Source organism: Flavimaribacter sediminis (genome assembly GCF_019492055.1).
Taxonomy (GTDB): domain Bacteria; phylum Pseudomonadota; class Alphaproteobacteria; order Rhizobiales; family Rhizobiaceae; genus Flavimaribacter; species Flavimaribacter sediminis.
In genome coordinates this window covers 1,204,341-1,218,432 of the sequence record NZ_JAICBX010000001.1, presented here as the reverse complement: position 1 = coordinate 1,218,432, position 14,092 = coordinate 1,204,341, and the positions used below count along the sequence as shown (strand labels likewise).

The following is a 14,092-nucleotide window of genomic DNA, read 5'->3' as shown; positions in this document are numbered from 1 at the left end:
GGTGAACAACACATAGTTTTCCGACAGGCGCACATCTTGCACGTTAAACAGTGGTGACAAGGAATGGTTCCAACCATTGCATCACTGTTTGATCACGCCGCAGCTTCCGCTCTTTCGTCAAAGAAAAGCGCCTGGCTGATAAGCGCCTTTACCATCGAAGGACTGAAAGGTTTCGTTACAACGAAGGCAGGTTCCGGACGCTCGCCAGTCAGCAGGCGTTCTGGAAAAGCAGTGATAAATATGACTGGTATGCTCTCGTCCGCCAGAATTTCATTGACAGCGTCGATACCCGAACTCCCGTCAGCAAGCTGTATATCTGCAAGCACAAGCTTCGGCTTGCTCCGGTGATAAAGGCTCATCGCCTCATCCTTGGTCCTGGCAATACCAGTTACGGAATGTCCGAGTTCGAGCACGATCTGTTCGATGTCGACGGCAATGAGAGGTTCGTCCTCGATTATCATCACGTCGGTCGCAATCTGCCGTGAGATGTCCCCTGAGGCTTCATCGAGGTGCTTTTCTATACCTGCCTCGTCCGTGTTCATGATTTCCGCGGCTTCGCTTTCGCTAAATCCTTCAACCGCCACGAGAAGGAACGCCTGCCGTGCGAGCGGCTGAACCGCCGCAAGGTTGGCCGCCGCGCGCCGTTCCCAGCCAAATGGCGACGCTTTGGGCTCCAGTTGCACATCGAGGGAACCAAAGGCCTGACAGAACAGTTTATAAAGCGAAACGCGATCGCTCGAAGCGTCCGGAAAAACGGAAATATCCGCAATGAGCGTTTCCAGCGTTGCTTCCACGTAAGCATCGCCAGATGTCTGCGAGCCGGTGAACGCTCGCGCAAATCGGCGCAGCAACGGCAAGTGGGGAGCGATGCGGGTGGACAATGACATGTTTGACTCTCCTGATGAAGGGTAATTGGTCTTTACGATGAGTATCAACGAGGAAAGCAAAAAAAAGTTCCCGGGCAAGGAACAAATTTACGGGTATGGCGTTACCAATCGATTCGAAACCGGGGTTTTTGCGGGTTATGCAGCGCAGGAGAGACGCAGATTGATGAGTAAAAACAAACCATCTGGAGATTCACAGAGTCTAGGTTCCGGGGAAATCGATCCGAACAGCGAGATCGCTAGACAGCTGCGGACGATTTATCACGAGGTCGAAACGGAAACGATACCCGACCGCTTTCTGGATCTTCTCGAGAAACTCGACGCTGCAGAAGCATCGCAAAAAGATGGAAATCGCAAGTGAGCACAACAGAAAATCTTGACTACAGTTTCAAGAGGGATTTGTTGTCTGCTCTGCCGAGCCTTCGCGCCTTCGCGATGTCCCTGATCGGTGATGCAAGCAGCGCGGACGACCTTGTGCAGGATACGATTCTGAAGGCCTGGGCGAAACAGGAATCCTTCGAGCCCGGCACAAACATGAAAGCCTGGCTGTTTACGATTTTGCGTAACGCTTTTTATAGCCAAATGCGGAAAAGCGGGCGCGAGGTGGAAGATCGCGACGGCATATTGACCGAACGCCTCGCGGTCCATCCGGAGCAATATGGCTCGCTGGATCTGCAGGATTTCCGCAAGGCACTCGAAAAGCTGCCCGATGACCAGCGTGAAGCCATTATTCTGGTTGGCGCTTCGGGATTTTCCTATGAAGAAGCTGCTAGTATCTGCGAATGCGCCATTGGCACGATCAAGAGCCGTGTCAGCCGGGCTCGAAGCAGCCTACTGGTTGCTCTCAGCATCGACGACGAAGGCGCTTACGGTCCGGATGCGAATTCGATGGCGACGACCAATCGCGCCTTCGCCAAAAGCTGATCGCCGGTCGGAGATATTGAGCGAGATGACAGGAAAGACCAACGGCAAGGTCAAGACAGCCTGGACACCCTGCACAAGATGTCCGCTGAAGAAATTCGAGATTTTCAGGAGTTTCGACGAAAAGGAACTGGATTTCGTCAAGCGTTTCAAGACCGGAGAATTGATCTCGGACAGGGGCTCGACTGTGCTCGTTGAAGGGTCTCACAGCGCCCATCTCTATACCCTCCTCAGCGGCTGGGGTTTCCGTTACAAAATGCTCGACGACGGACGCCGGCAAATCTTGAACTATGTCTTGCCCGGAGACATGATCGGTCTGCAGGGGACACTCATGGGAGAGATGCAGCATTCCATCGAGGCGCTCACCCCGATGATCATGTGCGTCTTCGAGCGCGAACGACTGTCGGAGTTGTTCCGGTCGTTTCCTTCACTCAGTTACGATCTGACGTGGATAGCGGCCCGGGAAGAATCGATCCTCGACGAACATCTGTTGAGCGTGGGGCAACGCAACGCGCTTGAGCGCTCCGCATACCTGCTTCTGTTTTTGCACAAACGCGCAAAGGCTGTTCGGGCGCTGGTCTCGTCGAACACCGCCATTCCCATCACCCAGCAGCATGTCGCCGACACACTTGGCCTATCTGTCGTTCATACGAACAAGACGCTCAGGAAACTTGTATCGCGCGACCTCATCGAATGGACAGGCGGGCAATGCAAGGTACGGGATGAAAACGGACTCTCGACGATCGCCAACTGGGCGCCTCCGTCGACGACTGACAGACCATACATCTGAATTCAGCTCAATCTGACAGGTGACCCATGAAATTGGCGGCTATACTCAATAGTGGAAGCGGTACGCTGAAGACGCTGGAACCGGGCGAAATACTAGAACTCATCGAAACACAATTCTCCCAAGCTGGTTACGGCGTGACCGGATGCGTGACGTCAGGCGATCATTTTCAGAAAAAGCTTGATGAGGCAGTGAAATCCGACGCGGATGTCGTTCTGGTTGGAGGCGGCGACGGCTCGATTTCATCCGCCGCCGCTCAATGCTGGGAAAACGGCAAGACTCTGGCGGTGCTGCCGGCCGGAACAATGAATCTCTTTGCGCGGGGATTGCGCATACCACTGGACCTCAACGAAGCCATACAGGCCCTTGCCGGCGGCCGTCCCATCGCTTGCGATGTGGCGACAGCCAACGGCAGACCCTTCATTCATCAATATTCGATTGGCATGCATCCGCAGCTCGTCGAGGAACGCAATCAATATAATTTCGATTCCAGGCTGACGAAAATCTTCGCGAGTTTCCGGGCCTTTACTTCTCAGGTCGCCAACCCGCCGACGGTGCGGACAATAATCAAAACCATACGTGGAGAGCGTGATGAGTTGTTGAGCAACCTGTCCGTATCCAACAATCCATACGGAGACGGACACCTGCCGTATTTCGATGATCCCAACAGCGGTAAACTCGGCATTTACACAGCGGGCGTGCTGGACGTCGCCAGCTACCTGTCTCTCGCGGCCGATCTTGCCGCCGGCTCCTGGCGATCGAATTCGGACATACATGAGGAAACAGCAAACAAGGTCGAACTGGAGTTCCCCGAGGTAGCGGACAGCGGCGTCGCCCTCATCGACGGAGAACTTCTTGATCTGGCAAGCCGCGTGACGATTGAATCCCATCCCGGCGCTTTGACAGTCCTGGCGCCGCAGGAAACCGCCGGTCTCTGCGTCGACGGCGGCCTGCTTGCGTCCCGATGAAGTCTTTCATCTTCAAATATCCGGTCGTCGTGCTTTTCACGATTCCCGCCATCATAGCTTTTTCAATAGGCGCACTGGCGCCAATTCTTGTTGTTATTGAGAGCCGGTTTGATCTTGGCGTGTCTGGATTCTTCATCCTGAAATTCAACGATGAAAGCGCCCGAAGCGTTCTCTCGGCGATTGCCGGCGCCGCGATCACGACGCTAAGTCTAACCTATTCCCTTGTGCTGGTCGTATTTACTCTGGCCGCAGGCAATATCGGGCCACGGCTGCTGAAACGCTTTAGCACAGAGACAGTGAACCAGGTGACGGCCGGTCTGTTCGGCGGGACGTTTCTCTATGCCCTAGTCGCCCTGGCCTTCGTACATCCGAACTTCGTTCCACGCATAACAGTCGGCGGAGCCGTGCTGCTTTCAATGCTATGCGTTTTCCAGCTGATCTTTTTCGTTCGTCATGTCTCGGAGAGCGTGTCCATAGACGATGAAATAGCCAAGATCACCACGCGGCTGGGAGAAGCCCTTACAAAGCATATGAACAGGGTGGACGAGGCCGGGGATGTGCCTGAAATCGATTGCAAGGAGGGGCTTGACGCGGGTTCGGCAGGCTATATCGGCGCAATAGCTGAAGAGGATCTCGTCGCCCTTGCAAGTCGGGAAGACATCGTCGTGCGCGTGGTTATGTCACCAGGTGGTTTCGTCCTCAGCGACGAAACACTTTTGGCGCTTTCAAAAGAGGTCGGCGATGATGTTGGCGACGAGATACGAAAGCTGGTTCACATCGAACCCTCTCGCTCGCAAAGCCGCCCGATCGAATTCAACATACACCTGCTCGTCGAAATCGCGCTTCGTGCGCTCTCCCCCGGCGTCAACGACGCTTACACCGCCATTGCCGCAATCGACAGCCTTTCCAGCGCCCTCGCCCGAATTGCCGATCGATCAACCCGACCTCTTTTCCTAAGCGACGAGAACGACAAGGTTCGGGTCGTTCTTCCGGAACTGTCATTCAGCGACATGCTCGGTCAGGCCTTTCATCCGCTTCGGCGGGCCACAGCGGACAATCTTCCGGTCGCGCAGGCGCTTGCGAGAGCCCTGTCGAGATTGTACGGCCTTGGAGATAAAGAAAATGACGAAGTCCTTGCAGAACACGCGCAACTGCTGATCATGGAGCTGAAGCAATCGGGCCATTTCGACCATGATATCGACAGTGTCCGCTCCGACCTGCCTGCAAGTGTGCGCGAAATCGATCTTGATGAAGAAAAGGCGTCGAACGAGGAGAACTGATCTCCTGCGACCGACGCCAGCGCGGTTCGATATCTATCAGGGCTGTTTTATCCGGATTTAAAGAGTGGCTGCGCCTGTCTCTTGCGTGCTTTCGGCGTCCGGATCGATGCTCTCGATCGCCTCTTCAACAAGTTTGAGTTCCGCTCCCAGATCATTGTCGTCGACCATCGGACTCTCGGTGGCCGCCCGCATTTCGGCTCTGACCTCTTGCCGCATTTTCTCGAGAAGCTGCAGTTGTTCTTCCGGCGATTTGGTGCGGTCTGTGACTATTTCCTGGATCTGAGCTTTTGTCGTGCCTTTTTCCATCTCTTTGCCTTCAGTGTAGAAAAGTGTCTAACGACGCGTCGAAAACCCGACGCTTGTGGTAAACGCATATAAAGCCCACCCGTTCCATTAGTCCTTTCCTGACAGGAGCGCCGGGAACCGAATGGCTGGACGCTGGTTTTAGACTTGCGATATCTCGGACAGAAAGGCGCGTTTTGATTTACTGGCTGATCTTCATCCTGTCAGCATTGTGTCTGCTGGCCGCCCTCATCCCGGTACTTCCTGTATCATACGGATTGGTGCGGATTTTCGACTTCCCGAGGACACAGCTGCTCACGCTGACTCTGGCTGTCGCAGTCGCAATGCTTTTGTTGCTTCCTTTTGGCGCGTCCATTGCCCTCCCGGGTTTGGCGCTCCTGTCGGCAACGGTGATACAGCTTGCCCACATTGCCCGGTTTACGGCGGTCTGGCCCCGAACTGTGAAGACGTTCAAGGGCGACCCGTCCGACACGAAAACCTTCAAGGTGCTCGTCTCCAATGTAAAGCAAAGCAACCGCGACTATAATCGACTGATCAGGGAAATCCGCGAAAATGATCCCGATCTGGCCCTTTTTATGGAGGTGGATGAGGAATGGCTCGCCGCGCTGAAAGACGCCTTGAGCCAGTTTGCCGACTCTGTGGAATGCCCGCTGGACAATTCCTACGGCATGGCGCTGTTCTCGAAGCTTGAATTGCAGAAAAAATCTGTTCGCTTTCTGCTCAACGACAGGATTCCAAGTTTCGATTGCACCGTCGCGCTGAGGGGCGGAGAAAAGTGTCGTCTTATAACGGTGCATCCGGAGCCCCCCGTCCCCACCGATGACACGGTTGGACGGGACGCGGAGATTTCGCTTGTCGGCCTTGATGTGCGCGACACGGAAATTCCGGTTATCGTTACGGGTGATCTAAACGATGTCGCCTGGTCGCGAACGACCAGGCGATTTCTGAGATTGTCTGGATTGCTGGATCCGCGCGAAGGGCGCGGCCAGTTTAATTCATTCGATGCGCGGTGGTTTTTCCTGCGATGGCCGCTCGACCATATTTTCCATTCGGCGCATTTTCGAATGGTTCGAATGAAGCGGCTCGCTTTTGTGGGCTCGGACCACTTTCCAATGTTCTACGAACTGGCCCTGCTGCGCCGAAGCTCAGACCTCGAATCCGACAGCGAGGACGCGACCGTGGACGATGTCGAGGAAGCCAGGGAGCTTATTGACACCGAAAAGAAACGAGATCGCAAGCCGATCGGAGAAGACTGGGAAAACGGTTGAGCGATCAAGCCAGTCCAAGGAAAGACAGGATCGCAATTATTACCACTACAACGCCGATGATATAGAAGATATTGTGCATGGGACACCTCTTTGTCGTTTTCACTGTTCGGAAACGTCTCGGTGCAAATTTTGTTCCGGTAAATTGTCAGTTACGGAAGCGCAGCGCTTTAGCCATGGGCTCTGAGACGCCCACTGTCGTTTCAGGCGCTGCGCGTGGCGATGATAAACGCTTAGACGCCACATTATCTGCTCCAAAACGTAAAACTGGAACAAAGTCGGCAGTCAGGAGCTTCGGCGCCGTCACCGGTTGCCGCAGCAACACCTGCTGGCGCTCCTGCAGGGCTCTAACATTGTTAGGGAACGGAAAGGCTGGATCGACTCCATGTGACCCTGCAGAGGCGTATGATTGGTTTGTGCGCCGCAGGTCATTACGAAACAGGCAATAGTCGAGGGGCGCTAGAAAGACTAAAATGGGCGCAGCCGATGCAGCGCGAGGATAAATCGGACTAACAAAAATGAGCTAGCGCCCTTGCAAATGTGCGTCCAGCCGACCCAGGTCATCTGGGCCGGCTGGGATGGCTATCACACGGACTCGGCCGCGGTCGATTTATCGCGGATTACGCCCGATCCGTTTTCTCGGGTTCTACCGTCTTGGTCGAAGCAGCGGTTTTAACCGTCGGCGCTTTCTTGTAGGCGGGACCATTCTTCAGTGGCTTGGCCGAACTCTTGACGGAGGCCGACTTCGGACCCTTTTCAGATTTGGTCACCGGGCCTTTGCGCGGCGCGCTTTTGGTAGCTTGTGACTCAGCAGCTTTCTGGAAATTCTCGAACCGCTCGCGACCCTTTGGTTCATCGTAACCTTCTCGCTCGCGCGCTGCGCTATGCAGCTTGCGGCTCGCCTCGACGCTTGCCGACGGCTTCCGCGCTGTAAATATCGAGGCTGCGGCAGCACCCACTGCCAGTGCGACGAGCCCAGCCGAAACAGGGTTCTCACGCACCCATTCTGCAGCGGAGTCGGCGCGATGACGGGTTACCCGCGCCTGCTTGCTCGCAAAGTGCCCTGCCGAATCGACGCCGGAGCGCACAGTGTCGGTTACAGTGCGACCGATTTCACGCGCATGATCCGGCACGTCTCCGAGCGCGCGCGTCGCGGAATTGGCGTATTCGGCCACGCGATCACTGGCCTGACGAACGCGTTCGCTGGCGTTGTGCACAGATTCGCGGGCCGCATCGCTGCCCTTGCTGGCGGCGGCGCTAAACTCTTCCACGCTCTGGGCGACGCTGTCGCGTAGCTCGTTGAGTTCGTTGCGAATGCTTTCAGCGTTCTGCGCGATGCGCTCGGCCGGATCCGTCGGCTTAGGTTGAGCAATCGGCTCAGCTGCAAATTCGGTTGTCTCGTCATTGCCGCCTTTTGCGCTCTGCGACCGGGAAGCAAGATACAATCCTGCAAGGCCCGCTCCAATCAAGAGCGCGGACACAGGGTTTTCTTTCGCTTTCTTGACCATCGCATTGCCAAGATCGGCAACCTGTTCGTTGCCGTCTCCGAGCGCCGCGTTGAGGAAGCCGGATGGCGACAATTTGTTTTCAAGTTCGTTCATTTTCATATCGATACGAGCCCTTGTGTTTCTGATTTCATCTTCTATGCGTTCAGCATCGCTGGTCATGATGATCTGCCCTCCTTCATTTTCTCGGCGTTTTCACGGACAGAGCGTATCGTCCGTTTCGGCGCGAGGTTTTCAGGCTTGAGTTGATTGGCTCCGTTCATCACAAGAACAAACGCAATTAGCGCGAGCACCACGCCCACAACCAGAGCCGCGAGCGCCGGGGGCATGATGTTGCCAAGAGCAACGACCAGCGCCTGAACCAGTACAAGCAAAGCCACGAGCGCAATCAGCGAACCAGCCGCCACGGCGGCGACGCCCGCCTGGATTTGCCCAAATTTCTCCGCCGCCTCAGCTTTCGCCAAGTCTATTTCCTGACGCACCAGCAGTGTCGCATCGGCGATCAATTCGCGAATTGTCTGGATGATGTTGTTGTTATTCATTGTTTGCATTCCTTCAGTTCGTCACGCTCGCAGCCAGTCAGTCTTCCGATTTTCTGATCGAAGCCTTCATCACGGTAGCGAGCGTGAATCCGGCGAGCGCAAACAGACCAACGGTTTGGAACGGGCGCTCTCTAACAAAGGTTTCGACGCGGTGCGCGACATTGGCGGAATCGAGGCCATCAATTTCGTCTGCGGCTGTTTCCAGACCCTTCCCTGTGGCGCGCGCATAGCTGGCGGTAGACGCCATACCATCGCTTTCGAGACTGAGACTTCCAGCCTCGAAGGCGCGACTGAGTGACAGCAGAAGATTTTGGGTGAAGGACTTGCCTTTCTCGACAGTCCTTTCGGTTCCTTCAGCAACCTTTTTCAAAGCTTCGTGCTGTGTCTTTTCGGCGCGTTCAGCCACAGTGTCGCCAAAATCAGACGCCGCCTCTGAAATTGTGTCCTTGACGTCAGAAGCAACTGACCCCGCCCGATCGGCGGTCTGCTTTACGAAATCGGCTGCTTGAGAGCTCGCTTTCGCCGGTTTGGCGGTTGTGGCTCCCTGTCCTATCGTTTCATTATAATGCTGTTTTTCCATCTTAGCTCTCCCGCAAAGCATCTGTTTTCAATCTCGATCAGATAACCGAACAACTCTTGATTTGTTCCCAAAATCTATGGTTGACAGGTTTCGACCCTGTACCTGCAGCAAAAAGCGTACTTCGAAGACCGATTCCTGGCTAACGATTTGCCGACTGCTTTTCGGCGGCGCCGTCTTCCTCCTCATCCGGAGGCAATTGCTCCCCGGACAGAAACTCGCCAATGTGACGAAGACTTTCGACCCGTTCGCAGATCCCCTTGAAGATAATCAGCAGCGGAACCGCGACCAGCACTCCGATGGGTCCCCAGATGAAGCCAAAAAATGCGATCGAAATCAAAATTGCGACTGTGTTCATGGAGAAACGGCGACCAAGGACCGTCGGGGTCACGAACTGACCTTCGATGGTTGTGAAGACGAGGTAGGTCAACGGCGGCACAAGCGCGTGAGACATTGAATCGAAGGTCAGCAGCGATACGCCAAATGCAAGCAGAACGCCCGTGAGCGCGCCGATATAAGGCAGAAAGTTCAACAGGGCGGCCAGCACCGCCCACAGGTGCGGCGTCGGCACTCCCAGAATGTAGAAAGAGATTCCGACGCATATTCCAAGGCCGGCATTAATGATCGCGACGGTAAAAAGATAATGAGAGACGTCATGCTCGATATCGGTGATCAATGTGAAAATACGTTTCTTGTCGCTGAGCCGCGGGAATATGCGGATCGCCTTCCTGAGAAACATGTCTCTCGAGATCAGAAGAAAAAAGCTCAGGACAAGCGTCAACACAACCGTCGCCGAAACGATTATGATATCATCCGCCGCGCGCGTCATGAGACCAGGCCCCTTCACGACGACTTTATTCGCTGTTGGGTCATCTCCCGACCCCGCAAGTTTTTCAACCTCCTCCCCGACAGAATTAATCGATTCCACCGGCTCCCGAATACTCTTCAATTTGTCTTTCAGCTCAGCTCCGATCCTGGGAGCATCGGAGATAAAATCGGCCAAGGGCGCGGCCAGCGTAACAGCGCCGGCAAGAATACCGGCCCCGCAAAGAAACAGGAGAAGAGCCGCCGTCAGCGGCGACGGAATATGCAGCCGCCGCGCCGTGTAGACCAATGGCCCCAAGGTCAGTGCGAAGATGACCGCAAGCGTTATTGGCAAAAGAAAACTCTTGCCGAGATAAATCGCGGCGCATCCGGCTATTATGGCTATAATTCGCGTTGACAGCCCGCCAGAAGCGACCAGGACCGGCTTCGTATCAGTTTCTTTCTGTCTTGCCGTATCCGACACTGTCTTTTCCCATCACTTTAGAATTTCATGCCGCCGGTTCGCGCCAAGTCCATGGGCTGATTAACGCGGGACCGGCCTTTTGGTTGCAAACCAAACGAAAACAGGCCGCGCGGGGCGGCCTGTTCTGTATTTGAAGCTTTTTGAAGCGGTTAGCTGCGGTAAGCAGGCTGACGTTCGAGCGCTTCCTCGGTCGAGTCAATATAGACGCGCACCGATCCATTCTGATCGCGCAGGATCTGCAACTCGTCCATGGTTACACCGACGGGATGTTCACCCAGGCCAAGAAAACCGCCAACGTCAATGACGACAGTCTTGATCTTTCCATCTTCGCTGAGAACAAGGCGGTCGATCTCGCCGACGTCTTCGTCGTTGAGGCCATACACCCGAGCGTCTTCCAACTGCTCTGCCGTCAGTTCTTCATAGTTCGCTTCGTTGAAGCCATCGTGGGTCATCTTGGGACGCGTAAGCATATCGCGCCCAGCCCAAGCTGCTTCATCGTCGGACACACTGCCCGTGGTCACTTCGTCCTTCTCGTTCATGGACGAGTCAGCCGACTCCGTAGCCACAACTTCGGCTTTCGGCTCAGCAACAGTTTTAGCCGTCATGTCGTCGGAATTTTCCTTGGATTCCGTATTGCCTGCAGCCATTTTCTTGTCTTCAGCGCGCTGAAACGGCTCAGCGTTGGTCAGGGTTTCCTTGTTGGTGCTGACGACGAGGAAATAGTCGTCGCCTTCGCCCTCATAAACGGTTTTGATTTGATCCATTGGAACGGCGATATCCTTTTCGCCAATTCCTATGAAACCGCCAACGCCAAGAATAACTGCCTTGACCTGACCATCTTCGCCGAAGATGACGTCATCGATCTCGCCGATATCGTCCCAGTCGGCATTTGCGCCGGACTTTACACGGGCGCCGTTATCCCACGAATTCCATTCTTTTTCAGCAGAATAGATGCGCATGCCGATAAACTCGGAGGCAAAAATGTCGCCTGGCTGTTCAGCAGCGTAAGTGTTGAGCATCGTGTTGGCGGACGTATTGGCGTCGCTCGCAAAAGCGGACGTTCCAAGCATCATTGCAACTGCAGTTGTTGCGATAATCCGTTTCATTGTTATAATCCTTTTCGTCTGGCAGTTTTGAGAACAGCCGATCAAGCATCCGACTGCCTCGGCGTTCGTAAACAAAACGACCAAACGGCAAATGGGTTCCATACAGATTAATCTTTCTACGGAGCCCATTTGCATGGACGAAGATTTTCATTAAATACATAAAAAACAATCGGTTTTTTGCGGAGCAAAAAACCGATTGCGCGAATTACCAAATTGTAGTCCGGGAGATTTCTAGGGCGTTGTCGACAGTCGAAACGGCCTTCTGAAAATCTTCCTATTCGGACTTCACTGCGGTCAGCATCCAGATTGCTTTTTCGTGAAACTCTATGCGCCTCGTCAACATGTCGGCGGACACGACGTCGTCGGCCTCTTCGGCGCGCGAGATGCACTCTCGGAAGCGCCTCGCCAGAATTCCATGATCTCTTGCAAGATTATCGATCATTTCTTCCGCGGTCGGATTCTCGGTGTCTTCTTCAATTGCGCTCAGAGCAATCATCTCCGTTACGCTTGAAGGCGACGGATATCCAAGCGCCCTGATACGCTCAGCCAGCTCGTCGATCGCTTCGAAAAGATTGTTGTAGTGGTCTTCGGTCAGAAGATGAATCGACCGGAACAACGGTCCGACCACGTTCCAGTGGTAGCCTTGTGTCTTGACCATCAGCAAATAGCTGTCTGACAGACAGGACGCCATATTCGCCGCCACTTTCTTCCTGTTGTCGATACCGGTTTCCGGATCCTGGATATCAGCGCGTACCTTGAGTATCTGGCTTTGCATAAATTGGAGTCCTTCCGTGCTTAACTTGAAGAGCAGTGTATGAACACGCTCTCTGACTTACAACGCGAGAGTATGAGGTCAGTTCCATCAGCAGCGAAAAGGACAAGATGCCCGTTGTCCCAATTGTTTTCGCATTGATAATGCAACGACAACCCGAATTCCGAGTGCGCCCTCAAGAAATTGCAACCAATGCGTAAAAGACAATAAGTTGAGTTAAAAAAACTGCCCCTTCTGCACTCCAAATTGCATTTTTTAGTTATAAGTCTCGTGAATATAATGTATAAGCGAGACGTGTTCGTCACTGGCCTAGCCAAACGAGCTGACGCATTTCTCATAGTCGCCCTGAGAGAATGCGTTTTGGACCGGTGACTTCGCCATTAGTCACCGGTCCACGATTTTCCTTCAAAACTTCTTGCACTTCAAGAGAATCGGCAACATTGTTGCATGGTGTAAGAATATTCATCCTGGCGAGCCGCATCCTTGACCGGGTGTAGCGACGGAATAGAATATTCGGTAATTCAAATTTCGGTATTCATTTGATAAGTGTCGGAACACTGGAAACAGTGCGACGTCGGACATATTTAAATCCAGAACGGGTCGTACTGACTCGGGAGCGTGCATGGTTTGGGACACGAACGGATTGGAGAGCAAAAGGTAGAAATCGATGCCTGGACAAAAGATAGCAACCATATTCTTTCCGTCGAACAAGGACGGCCATCTTACCACCCGGATCAGGAATCTTGGCGAAGATCTCTGGCGGGAAATAGAAAGCCGAGGGCTAGGCGACGTCGGTGGACTTAAGACCGTCGACAAAGCAATCGATACGCTAGTGGTGCGTGCGGAAAACGCGCAGCTTGTCGGCCAGGTGAAGAAGCGCATTGAAAACCTTCTGAAGGTCCACCTTCTGCACAAACTCGCTGCAGTTACCTACAAATGATCTGGCCGCATTGAGCGGCCAGAATTCGCGCTTTCGACCACCTTTGGCAGCTTGCCGAAGTCATATGATTCAATCTGCGCGTTGACGAACATCCAGAGGTTTGGAGTGTCCACAGGCGCTTGCGGCCCAATGGCCCACGCGTTACGTATTCGCAGTAGAAATACGAGGAGACTTCATGTCGAATGCGATAGTCACAGCTGCAATGGTCGCAATCGGCGATGAATTGCTGTCGGGGCGCACAAAAGACAAGAATATCGGCCACCTCGCCGACATGCTGACGGCCGTTGGCATCGATCTTGAAGAAGTTCGCATCGTTGGCGACGACGAATGCGCAATAGTCAAGGCGGTAAACGAGCTTCGGAGCGTCTACACCTACGTTTTCACCTCCGGCGGTATCGGCCCGACCCATGACGACATTACCGCCGATGCAATTTCCAAGGCCCTCGGAGTTCCCTGCGAGCACGACGAAAAGGCGCTGGAGTTGATGAGAGCGGTCTATCGCAGCCGCGACATGGAATTCACCGAATCGCGCAAGCGCATGGCCCGAATGCCGAAAGGCGCTGAGCATATCGTCAATCCTGTATCCATCGCGCCTGGATTCACAATAGGCAATGTCCACGTGATGGCAGGCGTCCCGTCGGTCTTTCAGGCAATGCTGGACAGTCTGCTTCCAACTTTAAAAACCGGAGCCAAGATCCAGTCCGTTGCAGTAAATTGCCCGTTCGGCGAGGGCACGATCGGAGATCCACTGGCGGCCATACAGAACGAGAACCGCGAAACGGTGATCGGTTCCTATCCACAGTTTGACGGAACGACTTTTTCCACGCAAATTGTCATCAGGGGCCGCGACGCCGCCGCTATAGAGGCGGCGGCGGCGCAGGTCAGGCAAATGCTGGATCTATTGCAGTCGAAACCGGAAAAGACAGCGCGTTGACGCTAACTGGTATTGATCCC

General features: G+C 54.2%; 16 protein-coding genes. 8 read left to right on the top strand and 8 right to left on the bottom strand.

Features of this window, described 5'->3' with window-relative positions; genetic code table 11:
- Nucleotides 1-92: 92 nt before the first annotated feature.
- Complete coding sequence (locus K1W69_RS05740; protein ID WP_220227856.1) at nucleotides 93-887, bottom strand: response regulator; 795 nt, start codon at nucleotides 885-887, stop codon at nucleotides 93-95.
- A 37-nt stretch (nucleotides 888-924) separates the two neighbouring features.
- On the opposite strand from K1W69_RS05740, the gene K1W69_RS27425 reads away from it, so the two are divergent.
- The 5 genes from K1W69_RS27425 to K1W69_RS05715 are packed head-to-tail and all read left to right on the top strand — an operon-like array spanning nucleotide 925 to nucleotide 4,840.
- A complete protein-coding gene (locus tag K1W69_RS27425) occupies nucleotides 925-1,245 on the top strand; it encodes a NepR family anti-sigma factor (protein WP_370688189.1) in 321 nt (106 codons plus the stop codon).
- Nucleotides 1,242-1,808, top strand: coding sequence for an RNA polymerase sigma factor (locus K1W69_RS05730; RefSeq protein WP_220227349.1), 567 nt, complete (start codon nucleotides 1,242-1,244; stop codon nucleotides 1,806-1,808). The genes K1W69_RS27425 and K1W69_RS05730 overlap by 4 nt, the downstream gene beginning before the upstream one ends.
- Nucleotides 1,809-1,833: 25 nt before the next feature.
- Nucleotides 1,834-2,595, top strand: coding sequence for a Crp/Fnr family transcriptional regulator (locus K1W69_RS05725; RefSeq protein ID WP_220227348.1), 762 nt, complete (start codon nucleotides 1,834-1,836; stop codon nucleotides 2,593-2,595).
- A 26-nt stretch (nucleotides 2,596-2,621) separates the two neighbouring features.
- A complete protein-coding gene (locus K1W69_RS05720) occupies nucleotides 2,622-3,560 on the top strand; it encodes a diacylglycerol/lipid kinase family protein (RefSeq protein ID WP_220227347.1) in 939 nt (312 codons plus the stop codon).
- The gene (locus K1W69_RS05715; protein ID WP_220227346.1) at nucleotides 3,557-4,840 is read left to right on the top strand and encodes a DUF2254 domain-containing protein; all 1,284 of its coding nucleotides are present in this window, start codon (nucleotides 3,557-3,559) and stop codon (nucleotides 4,838-4,840) included. The genes K1W69_RS05720 and K1W69_RS05715 overlap by 4 nt, the downstream gene beginning before the upstream one ends.
- A gap of 57 nt (nucleotides 4,841-4,897) precedes the next feature.
- On the opposite strand, the gene K1W69_RS05710 is transcribed toward K1W69_RS05715, so the two are convergent.
- A complete protein-coding gene (locus K1W69_RS05710; protein WP_220227345.1) occupies nucleotides 4,898-5,146 on the bottom strand; it encodes a hypothetical protein in 249 nt (82 codons plus the stop codon).
- Nucleotides 5,147-5,466: 320 nt separating this feature from the next.
- Between K1W69_RS05710 and K1W69_RS05705 the strand changes: the two genes are divergently transcribed.
- Complete coding sequence (locus tag K1W69_RS05705; RefSeq protein ID WP_220227344.1) at nucleotides 5,467-6,411, top strand: endonuclease/exonuclease/phosphatase family protein; 945 nt, start codon at nucleotides 5,467-5,469, stop codon at nucleotides 6,409-6,411.
- Nucleotides 6,412-7,028: 617 nt separating this feature from the next.
- Here the strand turns inward: K1W69_RS05705 and K1W69_RS05700 are convergent.
- From K1W69_RS05700 to K1W69_RS05675, 6 genes are all read right to left on the bottom strand, one after another.
- Nucleotides 7,029-8,075, bottom strand: a complete 1,047-nt coding sequence (locus tag K1W69_RS05700; RefSeq protein ID WP_220227343.1) for a hypothetical protein — start codon at nucleotides 8,073-8,075, stop codon at nucleotides 7,029-7,031.
- Complete coding sequence (locus K1W69_RS05695; RefSeq protein ID WP_220227342.1) at nucleotides 8,072-8,455, bottom strand: phage holin family protein; 384 nt, start codon at nucleotides 8,453-8,455, stop codon at nucleotides 8,072-8,074. Before K1W69_RS05695 ends, K1W69_RS05700 begins: the two co-directional genes overlap by 4 nt.
- Nucleotides 8,456-8,492: 37 nt before the next feature.
- On the bottom strand, nucleotides 8,493-9,035 hold the full coding sequence (locus K1W69_RS05690) for a methyl-accepting chemotaxis protein (RefSeq protein WP_220227341.1): 543 nt from the start codon (nucleotides 9,033-9,035) through the stop codon (nucleotides 8,493-8,495).
- A gap of 139 nt (nucleotides 9,036-9,174) precedes the next feature.
- Nucleotides 9,175-10,320, bottom strand: a complete 1,146-nt coding sequence (locus tag K1W69_RS05685) for an AI-2E family transporter (protein ID WP_220227340.1) — start codon at nucleotides 10,318-10,320, stop codon at nucleotides 9,175-9,177.
- 149 nt (nucleotides 10,321-10,469) lie between these two features.
- Complete coding sequence (locus K1W69_RS05680) at nucleotides 10,470-11,471, bottom strand: PRC-barrel domain-containing protein (protein ID WP_220227339.1); 1,002 nt, start codon at nucleotides 11,469-11,471, stop codon at nucleotides 10,470-10,472.
- A gap of 229 nt (nucleotides 11,472-11,700) precedes the next feature.
- Nucleotides 11,701-12,201, bottom strand: a complete 501-nt coding sequence (locus tag K1W69_RS05675) for a Dps family protein (RefSeq protein ID WP_220227338.1) — start codon at nucleotides 12,199-12,201, stop codon at nucleotides 11,701-11,703.
- Nucleotides 12,202-12,865: 664 nt separating this feature from the next.
- On the opposite strand from K1W69_RS05675, the gene K1W69_RS05670 reads away from it, so the two are divergent.
- Nucleotides 12,866-13,138, top strand: a complete 273-nt coding sequence (locus K1W69_RS05670) for a hypothetical protein (RefSeq protein ID WP_220227337.1) — start codon at nucleotides 12,866-12,868, stop codon at nucleotides 13,136-13,138.
- 175 nt (nucleotides 13,139-13,313) lie between these two features.
- Nucleotides 13,314-14,072 carry a competence/damage-inducible protein A gene (locus K1W69_RS05665; protein ID WP_220227336.1) on the top strand — a complete coding sequence of 253 codons (759 nt, stop codon included), beginning with the start codon at nucleotides 13,314-13,316 and terminating at the stop codon, nucleotides 14,070-14,072.
- The last annotated feature ends 20 nt before the right edge of the window (nucleotides 14,073-14,092 follow it).